The sequence below is a fragment of the Streptomyces sp. NPDC093598 genome (assembly GCF_044764825.1).
In the GTDB taxonomy this organism is placed as follows: domain Bacteria; phylum Actinomycetota; class Actinomycetes; order Streptomycetales; family Streptomycetaceae; genus Streptomyces.
The window spans coordinates 191,044-210,122 of the sequence record NZ_JBIWIV010000006.1 but is presented as its reverse complement, the minus strand read 5'-3'; the positions used below and the strand labels follow the sequence as shown (position 1 = coordinate 210,122).

The window sequence follows — 19,079 nt, the reverse complement described above, 5'->3', positions numbered from 1 at the left end:
GCGCGGGGAATTTCTCCGCGACCGTACCCTGGTTGCATGAGTACCGTCCCCGGCTCCGAGCCGCCCGAGCCGAAGCCCGCGCTGGTCTTCGACGACCCGCTCGACCAGCAGTCCTCCGACGACACCGACCGCGGCTGGGGCGAGCGCACCGGCTCCGGCGGCAGTGCGGCGGACCTCAAGCGCTTCCTGGACGAGAAGCCGCCCCACCACCTGTGAGCCGGCCGGGCTGCCGCCCGTAGCGCCTTCCGAGTCGCCCGGGCTGCCGCCCGCAGCGCCTTCCGAGTCGCCCGGGCTGCCGCCCGCAGCGCCTTCCGAGTCGCCCGGGCTGCCGCCCGTAGCGCCGCTACTGCCGGTCGTGCCCCGAGCCGCGCTGGGCGACCAGGGCGTCCCGGATCTCTTTCAGCACCTCCAGCTCGGTCACCTCGAGGACCTCCTGCGTGCCCTCCTTCGCCTTCCGGCGGGCCTCCACCCGGGCCAGGTACTTCGCCATGGGCAGGACCATCAGGAAGTAGACGACCGCCGCGGTGATCACGAAGCTCAGCGCGGCGCCGAGCACGGAACCCCACAGGATCTGGATGCCCTGCTCGCCCTCGCAGGTCGAGCTCAGACACGAGCTGTAGTGGTCGAGGTTCTTGGTCCCGATGGCTCCGACGACCGGGTTGATGATCCCCTTCACCACGGCGTTGACGATGTTGGTGAAGGCGGCACCGATCACCACCGCCACCGCCAGATCGACGACGTTCCCGCGCATCAGGAAGGCCTTGAAGCCCTCCCAGACACTCGGATCCTTCTTCTCGCTCACCTGGGGGCCTCTCCTCGTACGAGCAGCTTGTGGAACAAAACGCTCCGCAACCTACGTCACCCTTGGGCCGAGCCGAGCAACCAGGTCCCTCGAACGAGGGCGTTGACGAGATCATGCACGCGATCACCAGAGCGTCACCGCCAACCGCCCTGTGGCACTCGCACCGGCCAGCCGTGCGGCGGTGGCCCGCGGAACCGACAGCACGACCAGCGCCCCGCTGTCGCCCGCGCCCTCCACCGGCTCCGGCACCTTCGTCACCCTGGCACCGCGCGCGACCACCCGGGCGCCGCCGCCCGACACCGTCTCCTGGGCGGCGATGACGTCGACCCGGTCGCCGGGCCGCAGCAGGCGCACGGTGGCCGCGTCGGAGATCCGGATCGGAGCCGTCACCGACCCCGTGGCCCGGCTCGGGTGCGCGGGCTGCTCCCCGGGCATCGCGGCCGTGTGCGCGGGAGGCCGCGCCCGGGGATGGCCACGAGCGCCGTCGGCATCGCGCGGGCCCGCCGCCACGAGTGCCGTCGCGGTGACGGCCAGCCCGACGGCCACGGCCCGCCGCCGGTGCCGGACGAGCCGGCCGGACCGGTGGCCGCCGCGAACCCGGACCGGATCGAACCGGGGCACCTCACGGGTCGCGGGCACCTCCGCGCCGGGCGGGCACGAGGCGAGCGACCAGGAGGGAGACGAGGGCACGACCGAGGATCGAGCGAGGGACACGGAGACCACCACCTGCGACGAGGGACCGGCTTGCGCTCCCCACGATGGGGCCTCCCGCCGCAGCCCGCTCCGGCCTGTGGACCCACCGCCGGCCTGTGGACAACTCCCTCACCCGAACGGCACGTTCCGCCCCGGCCCCCACCCCGGCCCCCATCCAGGTCCCCGCCCCGGCCCCCCGCCTCCACCCCAGCCCCCGCCCCCGCTCAAGCCCCCGAACCGCTACGGCAACGCGAACCCCGGATCCATCCCGCCCAGCGCACTCACACACAGACAGTCCCGCTCGGCCTCCCCCGGCAGCCCGGCCACCGCGTCGAACAGCACCCCCCGCAGCCGATCCACATTCGCCGCGAACACCCGGAGCACCTCGTCGTGCGAGACGCCCTCCCCGGTCTCGGCACCCGCGTCGAGGTCCGTGACCAGGGTCAGGGACGTGTAGCAGAGCTCCAGCTCACGGGCGAGCGCCGCCTCGGGGTGGCCGGTCATGCCCACCACCGACCAGCCCTGCGCCTGGTGCCACAACGATTCCGCACGGGTCGAGAAGCGCGACCCCTCGACCACGACCAGCGTGCCGCCGTCCACCGGCTCCCAGTTCCGTCCGCGCGCCGCCTTCAGCGCGACGGCCCGCCCGGCGGGGCAGTAGGGGTCGGCCAGCGACACGTGCACCACGTTCGGCACCGAGCCGTCGGGCAGCGGCAGCCCGTCGAAGTAGGTGTTGGCACGGGACTTCGTGCGGTCCACCAGCTGGTCCGGTACCAGCAGCGTGCCCGGCCCGTACTCGGGGCGCAGTCCGCCCACGGCGCACGGGGCGAGGACCTGGCGCACGCCGACCGAACGCAGTGCCCACAGGTTGGCCCGGTAGTTGATCCGGTGCGGCGGCAGGTGGTGGCCCCGTCCGTGCCGCGGCAGGAAGGCGACCCGTCGGCCGGCGACCTCACCGAGGAAGAGGGAGTCGCTCGGCGGACCGTACGGGGTGTCGACCTGGATCTCGGTCACGTCGTCGAGGAAGGAGTAGAACCCCGAGCCGCCGATCCCGGCGCCTCCCTTGTCCGTCCTGTCCGTCACGTTCGCCTTGTTCGCCATGCCCGCACCCTAACCGCACGCGCAAACACCGAGGACCCTCTCGCCCCGGGGGCGAAAGGGTCCGTAAGAATCAGGCCTTACGCGGCGGTGGTGCTGCTGGAGGAGGAGCTTGTGCTCGACGACGAGCTCGACGAGCCGGAGTCGGAGGACGACGAGCCCGAAGACCCGGTGCTCGACGACTTCGCCGCCGGGGAGCTGCTCGACGAGGAGCCGCGGCTGTCGTTCCGGTAGAAGCCGGAGCCCTTGAAGACGATGCCGACCGCCGAGAACACCTTCTTCAGGCGGCCCTGGCAGCTGGGGCACTCGGTGAGGGCATCGTCGGTGAACTTCTGCACCGCCTCGAGGCCCTCGCCGCACTCGGTGCACTGGTACTGGTAGGTGGGCACTGTCTTCCTCCTGGCACTCTCACTCGATGAGTGCTAACGACGATCCATAGTGACGTATTCCGGCCGCTCAGTCCACTGCCACCGGCACGCGGTGACCCACGCCACGTGCGACCGTCCGGCCGTTGCCCCGCGGCATCAGGCGGGAACGCAGGGCCAGGAGGCTCACCAGGGCCAGTACCGTGCCGCCCATCGGCACCAGGAATCCGGCGCCCGTCCAGAAGCGGTCCTCCAGTTGTCCGGCGGCCGTGACGGCCGCGGCCTGGCCGAGTGCTACCGCCCCGGTCAGCCAGGTGAAGGCCTCGGTGCGGGCACCGGCCGGGACCAGGCTGTCGACCAGGGTGTAGCCGGTGATCAGGGCGGGCGCGATGCACATGCCGACCAGCAGCCCGAGGCCGGCGAGGACCAGTACCGAGTGGGCGGCCCACAGGCCCGACGCGGTGAGGGCCAGCGCGGTGTAGCCGACGACCAGGCGCCGCTGCGGGGCCGCCTTCCAGGCGATCGCGCCGCAGACCACGCCGGAGAGCATGTTGCCCGCGGCGAAGACGCCGTAGAGGACGCCGTTCAGTCCCGGTTCGCCGATCGACTCGGTGAACGCGGCCAGCGAGACCTGCATGCCGCCGAAGACGGTGCCGATGCCCAGGAAGGTCACGATCAGCACGCGCACCCCGGGGACGCGCAGCGCCGAGGCGTGCTCCACGCGCGCGTGCCCGCTGCCGGCGACCGTGGGCTGGGTGCTCTTCTGCGCGGCGAACAGCAGTCCGCCGATCAGGGTGAGCGAGGCCTCCGTGACCAGGCCGGCGGCCGGGTCGACGGCCGTGCACAGGGCGGTGGCCAGCAGCGGTCCGACCACGAAGGTCAGTTCGTCCGTGACGGACTCGAAGGCCGCCGCGGTGGTCATCAGCGGCGAGTCCTTGAGCTTCACGCCCCAGCGGGCCCGCACCATCGGGCCGACCTGCGGCACCGAGGCACCGGTCGGGACGGCCGCCACGAACACCGCCCACAGGGGCGCGTCCAGCAGCGCGAGCGCCGTGAGCGTCAGCCCGGACACCGTGTGCAGCAGCACTCCGGGGATCAGCACGGTCCGCTGCCCGTAGCGGTCGGCGAGGCGGCCGCTGTAGGGGGCGAACAGGGCCATGGAGACACCGGTGACGGCCGCGGCGGCGCCCGCCGCTCCGTACGAGCCGGTGGTGTGCTGCACCAGCAGCACGATGGAGATGGTCAGCATCGCGAACGGCTGGCGTGCCGCGAAGCCGGGGAGCAGGAATGTCCAGGCGCCGCGGGTGCGCAGCAGCCGGCCGTATCCCGGGCGGGCGGAAGCCGTCGGGTTCTCCGACGCCTTCGAGGTGACCGTGGACGCCACGGCCCGTGCCTTTCTGCCGCCTGGTAGCGCGGCCCCATGGTGGGCGGCGCCGAGAGCTGTCCTCTTGCGCGGAACTGCGGTAGATGCCGGGGCCCGGTGAGGAGGGGTGTCCCGACCGCCATACGGCCGCGCCAGCTCTGCGTCAGGCAGAGTTGGTTCGATCTGGGTAACGCCTTCATCGTACAGGGATCAAGGGGTGCGTGCCTGTGAAAGTGAGCACCACGGGCCCCTCCGCCTTATGAATACCAAAGGGTGCAAAACGCCACCGAGGCACCCCCGAGCGGGCCTCTCACCGGCCCGCCCCGTTCGTCCCCAGCCACCCGGCCAGCTTGCCGCCGCGCCCCACGGCCCGCAGCCGGCGCTCGGTCGCGTCCCGGACGGGGTCCGTGGCGACGACGAGGAGCTCGTCGCCCCGTTGCAAGATCGTCGTCGGCAGCGGAACGAAGGATTCGCCCCCGCGCACGATGAGCGTCACCGCCGCGCCGTGCGGCAGCCGCAGCTCGGCCACCTCCACGCCGTGCATCTTCGACCCGTCGGGGATCGCCACGGACAGCAGATGCCCGCGCAGCCGCTCCAGCGGTGCCGACTCGATGCCGAGGTCGGCGGCCTCCGAACCGTCCCCCAGGTGCAGCTTGCGGCCCAGCCAGGGCAGCGTCGGGCCCTGGACCAGGGTGTAGACGACGACCAGCACGAAGACGATGTTGAAGATCCGGCGGCTCGCCTCGACGCCCTCCACCATGGGGATCGTCGCCAGGATGATGGGCACGGCCCCGCGCAGCCCCGCCCAGGACATCAGGGTCTGCTCCTGCCACGGCACCCGGAACGGCGACAGGCACAGGATCACGCTCAGCGGCCGCGCCACCATGGTCAGCACCAGCCCGATCACCAGGGCGGGCACGATGTCGTCGCCCAGCTCGTGCGGGGTGACCAGCAGGCCGAGCAGGACGAACATGCCGATCTGGGCCATCCAGCCGAGGCCGTCGGCGAACCCGCGCGTGGCCGGCCAGTGCGGCAGCCGGGCGTTGCCCATCACCATCGCGGCGAGGTACACCGCGAGGAAGCCGCTGCCGTGGGCCAGCGCGCCCGCCGCGTACGCCACCACGGCGATCGCCATGACGGCGATCGGGTAGAGGCCGGAGGCGGGCAGCGCCACGTGCCTGAGGCCCCAGGAACCCAGCCAGCCCACCGCGAGACCGATGGCCGCGCCGATCGCCAGCTCCAGCAGGATCACGCCCAGCAGCACGTACCAGTGCTCGACCGGGCCCGCCGTGGACAGGGACACCACGAGGATGACCACCGGGGCGTCGTTGAAGCCGGACTCCGCCTCCAGCGTGCCCGTCACGCGGGCGGGCAGGGGGATCTTGCGCAGCACGGAGAACACGGCCGCCGCGTCGGTCGAGGAGACGACCGCTCCGATGATGAGCGCCTGCCGCCACTCGAGGCCGATCAGATAGTGCGCGGCCGACGCCGTGACCCCGACGCTCACCGCGACACCGGCCAGCGCCAGTGCCGTGGCGGCCGGCAGGGCCGGCTTGATCTCCTTCCACTTCGTGCCCAGACCGCCCTCGGCCAGGATCACGACCAGGGCCGCGTATCCGATGACCTGGGTCAGTCCGGCGTTGTCGAAGTGGATGTCGCCCACGCCGTCCTGGCCCATGGCGACGCCGATCCCCAGGTAGACGAGCAGGCTGGGGAGCCCGCTGCGCGAGGAGATCCGTACCGCTGCGACGGCGATGAGCAGGACCAGCGAGCAGACGAGCAGGAGCTGGTTGAGGTGGTGAACAGTCAGCGGCCGAATCCTTCCCTGGCCCGCGCGCACCCGCGCGTGGGCTCACGTACATCGCACATGACGCTGTGGCGCACCGCGCCAACTACTTCGTTACCTTACCTAACTCTTGACGATTTCTTGACGCTTCCTGGGGCAAGATCGAACGTCCGTCCGCGTCGGTTCCGGACTCCGCGTCAAGGGGCGCAAGGCCCTGCGCCTATCGTTGCTCCAGCGCTCAGTTAAAAGCACAGCCGAACCTGCCGCTCGCGTTAGGACAGCAAGGACAGCGATGCCCCCCAACACCACCGCCTCCACGGGTCAGCAGCCCGGCAAGTCCGGCAGGAGAAAGGGGCGCAAAGCCCGCCTTATCGTGCTCGTCCTGGTGCTGGCCCTCATCGGGGGCGTGGCCTACGGGTCGTACTGGTCCATCAGTACCGTCCGGGCCTCCTTCCCGCAGACCAAGGGCACCCTCACGCTGAAGGGCCTCTCGGGTCCCGTCGAGGTCAAACGCGACAATTACGGCATCCCGCAGATCTATGCCTCCTCGGACGCGGACCTGTTCATGGCGCAGGGCTACGTCCAGGCGCAGGACCGGTTCTACGAGATGGACGTCCGCCGCCACATGGCCTCCGGGCGGCTGTCGGAGATGTTCGGCAAGAGCCAGGTCGACAACGACGAGTTCCTGCGCACCCTCGGCTGGGACCGGGTCGCCAAGCAGGAGTACGACACCAAGCTGTCGGCCACCACGAAGAAGTACCTCCAGGCGTACGCCGAGGGAGTCAACTCCTACCTCCAGGGCAAGGGCGGCGAGGACATCTCCCTGGAGTACGCGGCGCTGGGCTTCACCAACGACTACAAGCCGCAGAAGTGGACCCCGGTCGACTCGATCTCCTGGCTGAAGGCGATGGCCTGGGACCTGCGCAGCAACATGCAGGACGAGATCGACCGCGCCCTGCTGACCAGCCGCCTCGGCCCGAAGCAGATCGCCGACCTGTACCCGCAGTACCCGTACGGCCGGAACAAGGCGATCGTCCAGGAGGGCCAGTACAGCGAGCTGACCGGGGCGTTCGAGCAGGGCGGCACGAGCGGCGCGTCCGGCACCAGCGGGACCGGCGGTACCTCCACCGGCACCGCGGGCACGGCGCCCGGCGGCTCCGGCACCTCGGGCGCCGCCTCCGGCACGTCCGGCACCGCCTCCGGAGCCTCGGGCACCGCGGGCCTGGACAGCCAGCTCGGCGGCCTGACCCGGGTCCTGGACGACCTCCCGCCGGCCGTCGGCGTGAACGGCGACGGCATCGGCTCCAACTCCTGGGTCGTGGGCGGGCAGCACACCATCACCGGCAAGCCGCTGCTGGCCAACGACCCGCACCTGTCGCCCTCCCTTCCGTCCGTCTGGTACCAGATGGGCCTGCACTGCCGCAGCGTCTCCAGCACCTGCCAGTACGACGTCAGCGGCTACACCTTCGCCGGCATGCCGGGCGTGATAATCGGCCACAACCAGGACATCTCCTGGGGCATGACCAACTCCGGCGTCGACGTCACCGACCTCTACCTGGAGAAGATCACCGGCGACGGCTACCTCTACGACGGCAAGGTCAAGCCCTTCAAGACGCGCGAGGAGACCATCAAGGTCGCGGGGGGTGAGCCCAAGAAGATCGTCGTACGGCAGACCGAGGACGGGATGCCCCTGCTGTCCGACCGCGACGAGGAGCTCGTGAAGGTCGGCAAGAAGGCCAGCGTCGACACCGCCGCACCCGACCGAGGCGACGGCTACGGCGTCGCGCTGCGCTGGACCGCCCTGCAGCCCGGCACCACCATGGACGCCGTCTTCGCCATGGACAAGGCGAAGGACTGGAGCGACTTCCGCAAGGCCGCCGCGCAGTTCGAGGTGCCCTCGCAGAACCTGATCTACGCCGACACCGAGAACCACATCGGCTACACGCTCCCGGGGAAGATCCCCCTGCGCGCGAAGGGCGACGACGGCTCCATCCCGGCGCCCGGCTGGGACTCCAAGTACCGCTGGACCGGGTACCTCAAGCAGGACCAACTGCCCTACGAGTACGACCCGGAGCGCGGCTACATCGTCACCGCCAACCAGGCCGTGATCGACCCGGACAAGTACCCCTACACGCTCACCACGGACTGGGGCTACGGCGCGCGCAGCCAGCGGATCACCGACCTGATCCAGTCGAAGATCAAGGACGGCGGCAAGATCTCCACGGACGACATGCGCCAGATGCAGCTGGACAACAGCAGCGAGATCGCCCGGCTGCTGGTGCCCACGCTGCTGAAGATCGACCCCGGGAACAAGGACGTCCGCGAGGCGCAGAAGCTCCTGGAGGGCTGGGACTACACCCAGGACGCCGACTCCGCGGCGGCGGCCTACTTCAACGCGGTCTGGCGCAACATCCTCAAGCTCGCCTTCGGCAACAAGCTGCCCAAGGAACTGCGCCCCAAGGGCCAGTGCCTGTGGGTCGAGCCGGTCAACACCACCGGCCCCGCCGACGAGGCCGAGAAGGTCCGCGAGTGCGGCCAACGCGACCCCGACCGGGCCCAGCCGGACGGCGGCGACCGGTGGTTCGAGGTGGTCCGCAAGCTCATGAACCAGCCGGACAGCGACTGGTGGAAGACGCCCAAGGTGAGCAACAGCCGTCCCGGCGCCGACAACCGCGACGACCTGTTCAAGCGGGCCATGATCGACGCCCGCTGGGAGCTGACCGCCAAGCTCGGCAAGGACATCGACTCCTGGAGCTGGGGCCGGCTGCACCGCCTGTTCCTGAAGAACCAGACCCTCGGCACCGCGGGCCCCGGCTTCGTCCAGTACGCCCTCAACCGCGGCCCCTGGGAGCTCGGCGGCGGCGAGGCAACGGTCAACGCGACCGGCTGGAACGCGGCCGGCGGCTACGGGGTGGTGTGGGTGCCGTCCATGCGGATGGTGGTGAACCTCGGCGATCTCGACAAGTCCCGCTGGATCAACCTCACCGGCGCCTCCGGGCACGCCTACAGCGCCCACTACGTCGACCAGACCGACAAGTGGGCCGACGGCGAACTGCTGCCCTGGTCCTTCTCGGACCAGGCGGTCGAGAAGAGCACGACCGACAAGCTGGTGCTCAAACCGTGAGCCGCTGACGCCGGCGGTCGAAGCGGCCCTCCACGCACGCGTGGAGGGCCGCTTCACGTCAGGGCTCCTGGCGGAACCGCCGCTCCCCCGACGGTGTCACCACCGCGTGCACCGGCCGGTCGTGCGGCTCCTCGGGGACGTGCTCGACGACCTCGGAGTCGTACAACAGCACCACCAGGGCGGGATGAACGCCCGCCCGCTCCAGCCGTGCCAGGACCCGGTCGTACGAGCCGCCGCCACGCCCGAGCCGCATCCCGCGCGAGTCCACCGCGAGCCCCGGCAGCAGCACGGCGTCGGCGGTGGTCACGGCGTCCGGCCCGAGGCGCTCGCCCGCGGGCTCGAACAGGGCCATCCGGCCGCCGTGCCGGACCTGCGTCAGCGAGCCCTCGCCCTCGTACTCGCCCCAGTCGAGGTCGTTGTCGGGCAGCAGGACCGGAAGCAGTACGCGCACGCCCCGGGCGCGCAACGCGTCCAGGAGCGCGAGCGTTCCGGGTTCGCTCCCCACCGAGACGTACGCCGCCACCGCCCGGGCCCGCGCCAACTCGGGCAGCTCCAGCGCCCGCCCGGCCAGCGCGGCCGACGTCTCCCGCAGGTCATCCGCCGTCAACCTGTTCCTCACCGCGAGGATCTCGCGCCGCAAACTCCGCTTGTCAGGCTCGCCCGGACGTGCGATGGGCCTCAATGGTTGCTCCCTTACCGTCGCAATACGCTCATATGAGCTCCTATGAACCGGAGCCGCAGATTCCATGCAAAGGCACCGGATAGGGTGGCGGACATGACTCAGCACCCTCGGATCAGCAAGGCTGTCATTCCCGCAGCAGGCCTCGGCACCCGGTTCCTGCCGGCCACCAAAGCCACTCCCAAGGAGATGCTGCCGGTCGTGGACAAGCCCGCGATCCAGTACGTGGTCGAGGAGGCCGTCGCGGCGGGTCTCGACGACGTCCTCATGGTGACGGGCCGCAACAAGCGCCCCCTCGAGGACCACTTCGACCGCAACTACGAGCTGGAATCGGCCCTCCAGAAGAAGGGCGACGCAAGCCGTCTGGCCAAGGTGCAGGAGTCCAGCGACCTCGCGACCATGCACTACGTCCGCCAGGGCGACCCCAAGGGCCTCGGCCACGCCGTCCTGTGCGCCGCTCCGCACGTGGGGGACGAGCCCTTCGCGGTCCTCCTCGGCGACGACCTCATCGACCCCCGCGACCCGCTGCTCCAGCGCATGGTCGAGGTCCAGGAGCAGCGCGGCGGCAGCGTCGTCGCGCTCATGGAGGTCGCCCCCGAGCAGATCCACCTCTACGGCTGCGCGGCCGTGGAGACCACCGAGGACAGCGACGTCGTCCAGGTCAGCGGCCTGGTCGAGAAGCCCGACCCGGCCGACGCCCCGTCCAACTACGCCATCATCGGCCGCTACGTCCTCGACCCGCACATCTTCGAGATACTGCGCCGGACCGAGCCCGGCCGCGGCGGCGAGATCCAGCTCACCGACGCCCTCCAGCAGCTCGCCGAGGACGAGAAGATCGGCGGCCCGGTGCACGGCGTCGTCTTCAAGGGCCGCCGCTATGACACCGGCGACCGCGGTGACTACCTGCGTGCCATTGTCCGACTCGCATGCGAACGTGAAGACCTGGGCCCGGACTTCCGGACCTGGCTTCGCAGTTACGTAGCCGAGGAGATGTAGCACGTTGAGCAGCGCCGCGCCCCACGTCACCGGCCAGGACCACTCGGGCCCCGACCACCTGTGGTCGGTGGACGAGCACCTGGAGGACATCCTCGCCACCGTCCGGCCACTGGAACCCATCGAGCTGCACCTGCTCGACGCCCAGGGCTGCGTCCTCGTCGAGGACATCACGGTGCCGGTGTCCCTGCCGCCCTTCGACAACAGCTCGATGGACGGCTACGCGGTACGGGTCGCGGACGTGGCGGGCGCGAGCGAGGAGTTCCCGGCGGCCCTGGAGGTCGTCGGGGACGTCGCCGCGGGCCAGGCCGAACTGCTCCACGTGGGCCCCGGCCAGGCCGCCCGCATCATGACCGGCGCCCCGCTGCCGCCCGGCGCCGAGACCGTCGTGCCCGTCGAGTGGACCGACGGCGGGCTCGGCGAGGGCCCGGTGCGCGGTATGCGCGCCGGCAGCCTCGGCCCCGAGGGAGCCACCGGGCACGTGCATGTGTACCGCCCCGCCGAGGCCCGCGCGCACGTGCGCGCGAAGGGCAGCGACGTGAAGGCCGGCGACCGCGCCCTGGAGGCCGGCGCGATCCTCGGACCGCCCCAGATCGCCCTGCTCGCCGCGATCGGCCGCGGCACCGTCCGCGTACGCCCGCGCCCGCGCGTGGTGGTGGTCTCCACCGGCAGTGAACTCGTCCAGCCGGACACGGAACTGGGCACCGGTCAGATCTACGACTCCAACAGCTTCGCCCTCACCGCCGCCGCCCGGGACGCCGGGGCCATCGCCTACCGGGTGGGCGCCGTCGCCGACGACGCCGAGACCCTGCGCTCCACCATCGAGGACCAGCTGGTCCGCGCCGACCTGATGGTCACCACGGGCGGAGTGAGCGTCGGGGCGTACGACGTGGTCAAGGAGGCGCTGTCCCACGTCGGCGACGAGGACGAGCCCGGCAGCGGCATCGACTTCCGCAAGCTCGCCATGCAGCCCGGCAAGCCCCAGGGCTTCGGCTCCATCGGCCCCGACCACACCCCGCTGCTGGCCCTGCCCGGCAACCCGGTGTCGTCGTACGTCTCCTTCGAACTGTTCGTCCGCCCCGCGATCCGCACCCTCATGGGGCTGAAGGACGTCCACCGCCCGACGACCCGGGCCACCCTGACGGCCGACAAGGCGCTGACCTCCCCGAAGGGCCGCCGCCAGTTCCTGCGCGGCACGTACGCCGACGGCAAGGTCACCCCGGTCGGGGGCGCCGGATCCCACCTGGTCGCGGCGCTCGCCCACGCGGACGCCCTGATCGCCGTCCCCGAGGACACCGTCTCCGTCGAGCCCGGCGCCGAGGTCGAGGTGGTCCTGCTCGGCTGAGAGCCGCTGGTTGGGGGTACCGTGTCGCGCACAGCAGGCCCGTGCGCCGCACCGCGACGGGCCCGGACCGGGAGCGCCACACAGCATGAGCATGCAGGACCCACCCCCGCAGGACGGCCCTACGCAGGACCGGCTGACGCACATCGACGCGGCGGGCGCCGCCCGCATGGTCGACGTGTCGGAGAAGGACGTGACCGCGCGCACCGCCCGCGCCAGCGGACGCGTTCTCGTCTCGCCCCGCGTGATCGATCTGCTGCGCGGCGAGGGTGTCCCCAAGGGCGACGCCCTCGCGACCGCGCGGATCGCCGGGATCATGGGCGCCAAACGCACTCCGGACCTGATCCCGCTCTGCCACCCGTTGTCGGTGTCCGGTGTGAAACTGGACCTGTCGGTCGCGGACGACGCCGTGGAGATCCTGGCCACCGTGAAGACGACGGACCGCACGGGTGTCGAGATGGAGGCCCTCACCGCGGTCTCCGTCGCGGCGCTCACCGTGATCGACATGGTCAAGGCGGTCGACAAGGGAGCGGTCATCACGGACGTACGGGTGGAGGAGAAGACGGGCGGCAAGTCGGGCGACTGGAGCCGGGCATGACACGGGACGCGCCGAACGGCGGCGCGCTGGTCGCGCCGTACGCCGCTCTCGTCATCACCGCCTCGAACCGGGCCGCCGCCGGGATCTACGAGGACAAGGGCGGCCCGCTGATCTCCGACGGCCTGAAGCGCTTCGGCTTCGCGGTCGACGGCCCGCAGGTCGTCCCCGACGGCGATCCCGTCGAGGCCGCCCTGCGCGCCGGTGTCGACGCCGGCTACGACGTCATCGTCACCACGGGCGGCACGGGCATCTCGCCCACCGACCGCACCCCCGAGGCGACCCGCCGCGTGATCGACCACGAGGTGCCGGGCATCGCCGAGGCCATCAGGGCGTTCGGCCGTCAGAAGGTGCCGACCGCGGCGCTCTCCCGGGGCCTGGCCGGTGTGGCGGGCGGGACGCTGATCGTCAACCTGCCCGGCTCCAGCGGCGGTGTGAAGGACGGCCTCGCCGTCCTGGAGCCGCTGCTCGTGCACGCCGTCGACCAGCTCCGGGGCGGCGACCACCCCAGACCTGGGGGTGCGAGCTGAACAGCCCATCCTGGCCCGTGGAGCTGGTGGACGGCGACATCGTCCTCAGACCCATAAAGCTGCGCGACCAGCGGGCCTGGCGCGAGGTCAACCGGCGCAACCGCGACTGGCTGCGCCCCTGGGAGGCGACGATCCCGCCGCCCACGCCGGGCGGGCCGATGGCGCACCGCCCGACCTTCCGCCAGATGGTCCGCCACCTGAGGTCGGAGGCGAACGCGGGCCGGATGCTCCCTTTCGTCATCGAGTACCAGGGGCGCTTGGTCGGGCAGTTGACGGTCGCCGGGATCACCTGGGGCTCGATGTGCTCGGGGCACGTCGGTTACTGGGTGGACGAGTCGGTGGCCGGCCGCGGCGTGATGCCGACGGCGGTGGCGCTCGTCGTGGACCACTGTTTCCGTACCGTCGGCCTGCATCGCATCGAGGTCTGCATTCGCCCGGAGAACGGGCCCAGCCGCCGGGTCGTGGAGAAACTCGGATTCCGTGAGGAGGGTCTGCGGCCGCGATATCTGCACATCGACGGAGCCTGGCGCGACCATCTCGTCTTCGCGCTCACGGCGGAAGAGGTGCCGGACGGGTTGCTGAGGCGCTGGCACCGGGCACGATCGCAGAGTGACCGGGGAATGCGGCACCATCCCGGAAATTGAATACGTGTTCGAAATTGATCGACGGGTGACCGTCTCGGGGCAATGAATTCCCGGCCTGGGTGGTCTGCTGATCGCATCGGTCACAAGAAAAGTTCGAAATATCAGCCAGATCGTGCGACACACCGGCTCAATTGGCAGATGGCCTCATGCAAACCCCTCTACGGTGTGAGGCGTGAGCAGCAGTGGCCTCATCTACGCAGTCATCGTCGGGGCCTGGGCCGCCTACTTGGTGCCGATGTGGCTCCGTAGGCAGGACGAGCTGAACGATGCCCGTCCGACGGAACGCTTCAGCACCGCCATCCGGCTGCTGTCCGGACGGGCGGGAATGGAGCGCCGGTACGCCAAGGACCTGCGGGCGCGCTCCGCCGACGAGGGGGAGCGGGACGCGGACGACCCGGACGCCGTCACCGACTCGGTGGACGTCCGGGCCTTCGCCGTGTCCAAGACCCGTCCGCAGACCCAGGTACCCGTACCGCCGCCCGCCCCCGAGCAGCCGGCCCGCCCGGCGGCCCCCGAGCCCCCGGCCCGCCAGTCGCCCGCACCGAACGCGGCACGGACCGGGCGTCCCCGGGAGCGGGTACCCGCCGCCCGGCGCAGCGCCTCGGCCCAGGCGAACCAGGCGGCCGCAGCACGAGCCCGGCGCTCGAAGGTGCTCGCGCGCCGCCGGCGCACCACCATCATGCTGTTCCTCGCCTTCACCCTCGGTGCGATCGTCGCCGCGGTCGGGGGACTCGCGTTCCTGTGGGCCCCCGGCGTGCCCGCGGTCATGCTCAGCGTCTACATCGCATACCTCCGCTCCCAGGAGCGCCGCCGCTTCGCCTACCAGATGGACCGCCGCATGGCCGAGGCCGCGGCCCAGCGCCTGCGGGAGCGGCAGCGCCAGCCCCGCCGGCGCCCCCTGGGCGACGAGGAGAGCGACGAACCGGAGGAGGGACCCGAGCCGCTGACCGACCCCGGCCTGTCGGCCCTCGCGGCGGACCGGCGCGCCCTCGTCGAGCAGACCGACCACGCGGAGTGGGTCGACCAGCAGCGCGAGCGGCAGCGGCGGCCCGGGCAGGGCGGCGACAGCTGGGAGCCGGTGCCGGTGCCCCTGCCGACGTATGTGACGGCCCCGGTCGCCCCGAGAGCCACCAGCGACGTGGACCTCGGCGCCCCCGACACCTGGAGCTCGGCCCGGTCGAGCACGGTCGCCCCGGACGGGCAGGACGACTCCGGCGCTGCCGGCCACCCGGGCGAGCCGGACCCCACCACCCAGGACGCGGACGACGGCGACGGCCGCACCGACGCCCGGAGGGCGGCCTCCGCCCGACGGGCCCGGGAGCGCGGTCGCACCCCCTTGTTCGACCAGTACGAGGACGGGGAGCGGCCCCGGGCCGCCAACGAGTAGTGCCACGAAGCCGCAGGTGACCGCCCCTGGGGAACGGATTTCCAAGCAGACCGATCGGGGTGCTAAAGTTTCACTCGTTGCAAGGGCCTGTGGCGCAGTCCGGTAGCGCACCTCGTTCGCATCGAGGGGGCCAGGGGTTCAAATCCCCTCAGGTCCACGCAGCTCAGAGCCCGGTCGGGAAACCGACCGGGCTCTGACGTGTGTTCAGCGTCACTTGCTTGCCCACATTTGGTCCGGCCGTGGATCTTCTTGACGATCCCGCCGTGGATACTGGGGCGTCCGGTCGGTGCGCTCGCCGCGGAGGCGCTGTGGCAAACCTCGTTCCCGGCGTCCTCGCCGCCGTCTTCGCGGGCGCGATGAACTTGTTCTTCGTCCGGGCCGCGTGGCTGCACTGGATCGGCTCCGGCCGGGCGCCCGACATGCTGTTCGGGTACTCGATGAACCCGTCGGTCGTACGGGGGCATGAACGCGGCATCGTCCCGCTCGCCGCCTGGATGGTCTGCATGACATTCGGCACCGTCGCCGCCGTCGCCGCTTCGAACGGCGCGGGGCTCGTCGTGGTCGACATCGGCGCGATCTTCACCTTCGGCTCCCTTCCCTTGCTGGTGCTGCACGTCACGATCGCGTGGTTCAACTGGCCGAAGGTGCTGGTGCCACCGCACATGCGGGGCGAGACCGGCTCGGTGACCGAGTGGTGGCGCGGCCGCGGACAGCGCGCCTCGCGTGGCAAGGGAGCCGGGTGAGGCTGCCGCTGAGCCCCCGTCAGCCAGGGGATCGGAGTCGCTTCGCGAAGCAGCGGCTCGACTCGTGGAAGCGGTAGTAGCCGAACTTGGCGCACGGCTCGTAGCCGCTGGACGTGTACAGGGCTATGGCCTCCGGCTGCTTGGTGCCGGTTTCCAGGACCATGCGGATGCGGCCGGCCGCGCGGGCGTCCTCCTCCAGGGCGGCCAGGATGCGTCGGGCCAGGCCTCGGCCGCGCATGCCGTCGATCACGTACATGCGCTTGAGCTCGGCGTCGCCGTCGAGGTTGCCCTCGTCGTTGGCGTCCTGGGCGCGCCAGCCGCCCGAGGCGACGGGGGTGCCGTGCTCGTCGTACGCGATCAGGTACACGCCGTTCGGCGGGGCGAAGTCCGCGGCAGCCATGGGCGTGGCGTCGCCGTCGTCGCCGTAGCGGACGGCGTACTCGGCCTGGACCTGGTCGTTCAGCTTCATGGCGTCGGGGTGGTCGAAGGAGACCCGGCGTATGTGCATGGCCGCTACCGTATTCGATCCGGAACTGGACCTCGTCCAGAGTGCCGGTATCGTGCGGGGGTGCTCACTGTGACCTCTGTGAATGTGAACGGGCTGCGTGCCGCCGCGAAGAAGGGCTTCGTGGAGTGGCTCGCGGAGACCGAAGCCGACGTGCTGTGCCTTCAGGAGGTGCGCGCCGAGCCGGAGCAGCTGCCCGGGCACGTCCGGGCGCCGGAGGGGTGGCATGTGGTGCACGCGCCTGCCGCCGCCAAGGGGCGGGCCGGGGTGTCCCTGTACAGCCGCCGCGAGCCCGACCGGGTGCGCATCGGCTTCGGGTCCGCCGAGTTCGACGGCAGCGGGCGGTATGTGGAGGCGGACCTGCCGGGGGTCACCGTCGCCTCGCTGTACCTGCCCTCCGGCGAGGTCGGCACCGAGCGCCAGGACGAGAAGGAACGCTTCATGGGCGAGTTCCTCGCCTACCTGAAGGAGCTGCGCGAGCGTGCCGCCGCCGAGGGGCGCGAGGTGCTGGTCTGCGGCGACTGGAACATCGCCCACCAGAAGGCCGACCTGAAGAACTGGCGCGGGAACCAGAAGAACTCCGGCTTCCTGCCCGAGGAGCGCGAGTGGCTGGGGCGGGTCCTCGACCCGGCGGACGGCGGGTACGTCGACGTCGTGCGCGCCCTGCACCCGGACACCGAGGGGCCGTACTCGTGGTGGTCGTATCGGGGGCGGGCCTTCGACAACGACACTGGATGGAGGATCGACCTGGCTGCAGCCACCCGCGGGCTCGCGGAGCGGGCCGTCAAGGCGTTCGTGGAGCGTGCGGCCAGCCATGAGGAGCGGTGGTCGGACCACGCTCCTGTGACGGTGGTCTTCGAGCAGTGACGTGCTCGGTGCCGCAGCCGCGGCACCGAGCACGTCCGGCGGTGCTCAGGTGTGGTGCCGCGTACCTACTGGTGTCCCGAGCGAGAAGGCCAGACGTAGGGTGTCCGGCCCCCTCAGCCGGGCGGGCGAGCCGCCGCTACGTCCTTTGGTGACAGTGACACGGACGTCGTCGCGGAGAAGATCCGCACGGCACACGGGGTCGTCCGTCCCCGTGGCCTGGCGGTATTGGCGGAGCGTGTACTCCTCCAGCCAGTCGGAACGCATCGCAGCGGGTGCCGGGCACAGCTCGCCCCGTGCTGTCGCTCGACATACGTAGTCGCCGTACGCACAGCCCCTGCGTGTGGCGAAGTACATGCGCCCAGCGCAGCCGGCGCAGTGAGCGACAGCGGTGAGCAGGGCGGTCGTCCGACTGCGGGGGCGACGCGTGCCGTTGGAGCGTGCCGCAAGAACGTCTTGCAGCGCTTCGAACTCCTTGTCCGAGAGCAGCGGCTGGCCGATGAGGACCGGGGTCCCGGTGGCGTCACGGACGGTCTGTCCTGCATGTGTGCGGTGCCCCATCAGGGAGGGGCTGCGCAACACCTTGGACAACGTGCCGGACGTCCAACGGAACCGTTCGAAGTCGCGCCCGTGACGGCGACCGCCTGTCGGGCGGCCTCGGAGCTGGGCGTGGCGGTCGCGTGGCACGAGTACGCCGGTGCTGTTCAACTCCCGTGCGATGTCGATCAGCGATCGTCCCGCGAGCACGTCGTCCATGATCGTGCGCACCAGGACCGCGGTTTCCGGATCGGGGGCAAGGCACCAACCGCCGCCTGAGGGGTGAGCTGCCTTTTGGTAGCCGAAGGGGATCAGCCCCCCGCCGTAGCGGCCGGCCGTGCGCAACGCTTGGTGGCTGTCGCTGAGGCGGGACGAGATGGTGCGTGACTCCGTCTCGGCGTCGTGGGCCAGCTCGATGCAACGCCGGATAGTGGAACCGTCCGCTTTCGGGGGCACCACAAGCGGCTGATCTCCCTTGGAGAAACCGAAGATGAGGGTCCGCGCGTTCTGCTGCCCCCACGCGATCAGCTCGATCATGTGAGCCACCGACCGCACAGCCCGGTCCACATGCGCCCATACGACGGCTTCGTACTCGTGAGGCTGACGCAGCCAGGAGGCCAACCGCGGCCGGTCGAACGGCGACGTCTTCGTGGCCGATACGCCGAGATCCGCTGCCTCACCGATCAGCGTGAATCCAAGCGTGTCCGCGCACAGCTGGATGACCGAGCGTTGTCGACCAGGGGAAGTGGAAGCGCTGGTGAGGCAGCTGAGACGAACGGCGGCGAGAGCTCTCGGCCTCTCGGCGGAAGCCGGTCGAGACGGATTCGGCGGAGTCGGTTGGGGGCTAGGCTGGGCCACGTCGACGCTCCTTTGCAGGGTCGGCCACACCCCGGGGCTGGTAGGACAGCCGCCGGGGCCTTTTCGATCTCACTCTCGGAGTCCGAACCCTTCTTCGCGGGCCGTTGTCCGCAAAGTGCTTCGATCGGGTGAATGACACAGAGCGGAAGGGGAGGAGATATCCGGTGCGTC

Annotated in this window: 19 protein-coding genes and 1 tRNA gene; 11 read left to right on the top strand and 9 right to left on the bottom strand. The window is 71.0% G+C overall.

The window, feature by feature from the left end:
• The first annotated feature begins 36 nt into the window (after positions 1-36).
• A complete protein-coding gene (locus tag ACIRDU_RS20965; RefSeq protein WP_403581561.1) occupies positions 37-216 on the top strand; it encodes a hypothetical protein in 180 nt (59 codons plus the stop codon).
• Between the two features lie 127 nt (positions 217-343).
• On the opposite strand, the gene mscL is transcribed toward ACIRDU_RS20965, so the two are convergent.
• The 6 genes from mscL to ACIRDU_RS20935 all read right to left on the bottom strand — a co-directional run bounded on the left by mscL (position 344) and on the right by ACIRDU_RS20935 (position 6,161).
• A complete protein-coding gene (gene mscL, locus ACIRDU_RS20960) occupies positions 344-802 on the bottom strand; it encodes a large conductance mechanosensitive channel protein MscL (RefSeq protein ID WP_403581559.1) in 459 nt (152 codons plus the stop codon).
• Positions 803-925: 123 nt separating this feature from the next.
• Positions 926-1,516, bottom strand: coding sequence for a hypothetical protein (locus ACIRDU_RS20955; RefSeq protein ID WP_403581557.1), 591 nt, complete (start codon positions 1,514-1,516; stop codon positions 926-928).
• A 219-nt stretch (positions 1,517-1,735) separates the two neighbouring features.
• Positions 1,736-2,596 carry an S-methyl-5'-thioadenosine phosphorylase gene (locus ACIRDU_RS20950; RefSeq protein ID WP_403581556.1) on the bottom strand — a complete coding sequence of 287 codons (861 nt, stop codon included), beginning with the start codon at positions 2,594-2,596 and terminating at the stop codon, positions 1,736-1,738.
• Positions 2,597-2,673: 77 nt separating this feature from the next.
• Complete coding sequence (locus tag ACIRDU_RS20945) at positions 2,674-2,982, bottom strand: FmdB family zinc ribbon protein (protein ID WP_403581554.1); 309 nt, start codon at positions 2,980-2,982, stop codon at positions 2,674-2,676.
• Positions 2,983-3,049: 67 nt separating this feature from the next.
• Positions 3,050-4,342, bottom strand: a complete 1,293-nt coding sequence (locus ACIRDU_RS20940; RefSeq protein ID WP_403581552.1) for an MFS transporter — start codon at positions 4,340-4,342, stop codon at positions 3,050-3,052.
• Between the two features lie 289 nt (positions 4,343-4,631).
• Positions 4,632-6,161 (bottom strand): potassium/proton antiporter, encoded by a 1,530-nt coding sequence (locus ACIRDU_RS20935; RefSeq protein ID WP_403581551.1) that lies wholly within the window; start codon positions 6,159-6,161, stop codon positions 4,632-4,634.
• 238 nt (positions 6,162-6,399) lie between these two features.
• On the opposite strand from ACIRDU_RS20935, the gene ACIRDU_RS20930 reads away from it, so the two are divergent.
• Positions 6,400-9,231 (top strand): penicillin acylase family protein, encoded by a 2,832-nt coding sequence (locus ACIRDU_RS20930; protein ID WP_403581549.1) that lies wholly within the window; start codon positions 6,400-6,402, stop codon positions 9,229-9,231.
• A 58-nt stretch (positions 9,232-9,289) separates the two neighbouring features.
• On the opposite strand, the gene ACIRDU_RS20925 is transcribed toward ACIRDU_RS20930, so the two are convergent.
• The gene (locus tag ACIRDU_RS20925; protein ID WP_403581548.1) at positions 9,290-9,838 is read right to left on the bottom strand and encodes a 5-formyltetrahydrofolate cyclo-ligase; all 549 of its coding nucleotides are present in this window, start codon (positions 9,836-9,838) and stop codon (positions 9,290-9,292) included.
• A 168-nt stretch (positions 9,839-10,006) separates the two neighbouring features.
• On the opposite strand from ACIRDU_RS20925, the gene galU reads away from it, so the two are divergent.
• From galU to ACIRDU_RS20885, 8 genes are all read left to right on the top strand, one after another.
• Positions 10,007-10,906, top strand: coding sequence for a UTP--glucose-1-phosphate uridylyltransferase GalU (galU, locus tag ACIRDU_RS20920; protein WP_403581546.1), 900 nt, complete (start codon positions 10,007-10,009; stop codon positions 10,904-10,906).
• Between the two features lie 4 nt (positions 10,907-10,910).
• A complete protein-coding gene (gene glp / locus ACIRDU_RS20915) occupies positions 10,911-12,248 on the top strand; it encodes a gephyrin-like molybdotransferase Glp (protein WP_403581544.1) in 1,338 nt (445 codons plus the stop codon).
• Positions 12,249-12,333: 85 nt separating this feature from the next.
• A complete protein-coding gene (gene moaC / locus ACIRDU_RS20910) occupies positions 12,334-12,843 on the top strand; it encodes a cyclic pyranopterin monophosphate synthase MoaC (RefSeq protein ID WP_403581542.1) in 510 nt (169 codons plus the stop codon).
• The gene (locus ACIRDU_RS20905; RefSeq protein ID WP_403581540.1) at positions 12,840-13,370 is read left to right on the top strand and encodes a molybdenum cofactor biosynthesis protein B; all 531 of its coding nucleotides are present in this window, start codon (positions 12,840-12,842) and stop codon (positions 13,368-13,370) included. The genes moaC and ACIRDU_RS20905 overlap by 4 nt, the downstream gene beginning before the upstream one ends.
• Before the next feature lie 17 nt (positions 13,371-13,387).
• Positions 13,388-14,014 (top strand): GNAT family N-acetyltransferase, encoded by a 627-nt coding sequence (locus ACIRDU_RS20900; RefSeq protein WP_403581538.1) that lies wholly within the window; start codon positions 13,388-13,390, stop codon positions 14,012-14,014.
• A gap of 172 nt (positions 14,015-14,186) precedes the next feature.
• A complete protein-coding gene (glpR, locus tag ACIRDU_RS20895; RefSeq protein ID WP_403581536.1) occupies positions 14,187-15,401 on the top strand; it encodes a gephyrin-like molybdotransferase receptor GlpR in 1,215 nt (404 codons plus the stop codon).
• An 83-nt stretch (positions 15,402-15,484) separates the two neighbouring features.
• Positions 15,485-15,558: transfer RNA gene (locus ACIRDU_RS20890), tRNA-Ala, on the top strand.
• A 151-nt stretch (positions 15,559-15,709) separates the two neighbouring features.
• Entirely contained in the window at positions 15,710-16,144 is a 435-nt protein-coding gene (locus ACIRDU_RS20885) for a hypothetical protein (protein WP_403581534.1), read from the top strand.
• A 19-nt stretch (positions 16,145-16,163) separates the two neighbouring features.
• Here the strand turns inward: ACIRDU_RS20885 and ACIRDU_RS20880 are convergent, their stop codons facing one another.
• Complete coding sequence (locus tag ACIRDU_RS20880; RefSeq protein WP_403581532.1) at positions 16,164-16,652, bottom strand: GNAT family N-acetyltransferase; 489 nt, start codon at positions 16,650-16,652, stop codon at positions 16,164-16,166.
• 60 nt (positions 16,653-16,712) lie between these two features.
• On the opposite strand from ACIRDU_RS20880, the gene ACIRDU_RS20875 reads away from it, so the two are divergent.
• A complete protein-coding gene (locus ACIRDU_RS20875; protein WP_403581530.1) occupies positions 16,713-17,516 on the top strand; it encodes an exodeoxyribonuclease III in 804 nt (267 codons plus the stop codon).
• A 45-nt stretch (positions 17,517-17,561) separates the two neighbouring features.
• Here ACIRDU_RS20875 and ACIRDU_RS20870 read toward each other — a convergent pair whose 3' ends face one another.
• Complete coding sequence (locus ACIRDU_RS20870) at positions 17,562-18,908, bottom strand: recombinase family protein (protein ID WP_403581528.1); 1,347 nt, start codon at positions 18,906-18,908, stop codon at positions 17,562-17,564.
• Positions 18,909-19,079 lie beyond the last annotated feature (171 nt).

What these genes read in the sequence shown, in the direction of transcription:
- ACIRDU_RS20965 (WP_403581561.1), top strand. Translation starts at nt 37, where the DNA reads ATGAGTACCGTCCCCGGCTCCGAGCCGCCCGAGCCGAAGCCCGCGCTG.
- moaC (WP_403581542.1), top strand. Translation starts at nt 12,334, where the DNA reads ATGAGCATGCAGGACCCACCCCCGCAGGACGGCCCTACGCAGGACCGG.
- ACIRDU_RS20880 (WP_403581532.1), bottom strand. Translation starts at nt 16,652, where the DNA reads ATGCACATACGCCGGGTCTCCTTCGACCACCCCGACGCCATGAAGCTG.
- ACIRDU_RS20905 (WP_403581540.1), top strand. Translation starts at nt 12,840, where the DNA reads ATGACACGGGACGCGCCGAACGGCGGCGCGCTGGTCGCGCCGTACGCC.
- ACIRDU_RS20930 (WP_403581549.1), top strand. Translation starts at nt 6,400, where the DNA reads ATGCCCCCCAACACCACCGCCTCCACGGGTCAGCAGCCCGGCAAGTCC.
- ACIRDU_RS20950 (WP_403581556.1), bottom strand. Translation starts at nt 2,596, where the DNA reads ATGGCGAACAAGGCGAACGTGACGGACAGGACGGACAAGGGAGGCGCC.
- galU (WP_403581546.1), top strand. Translation starts at nt 10,007, where the DNA reads ATGACTCAGCACCCTCGGATCAGCAAGGCTGTCATTCCCGCAGCAGGC.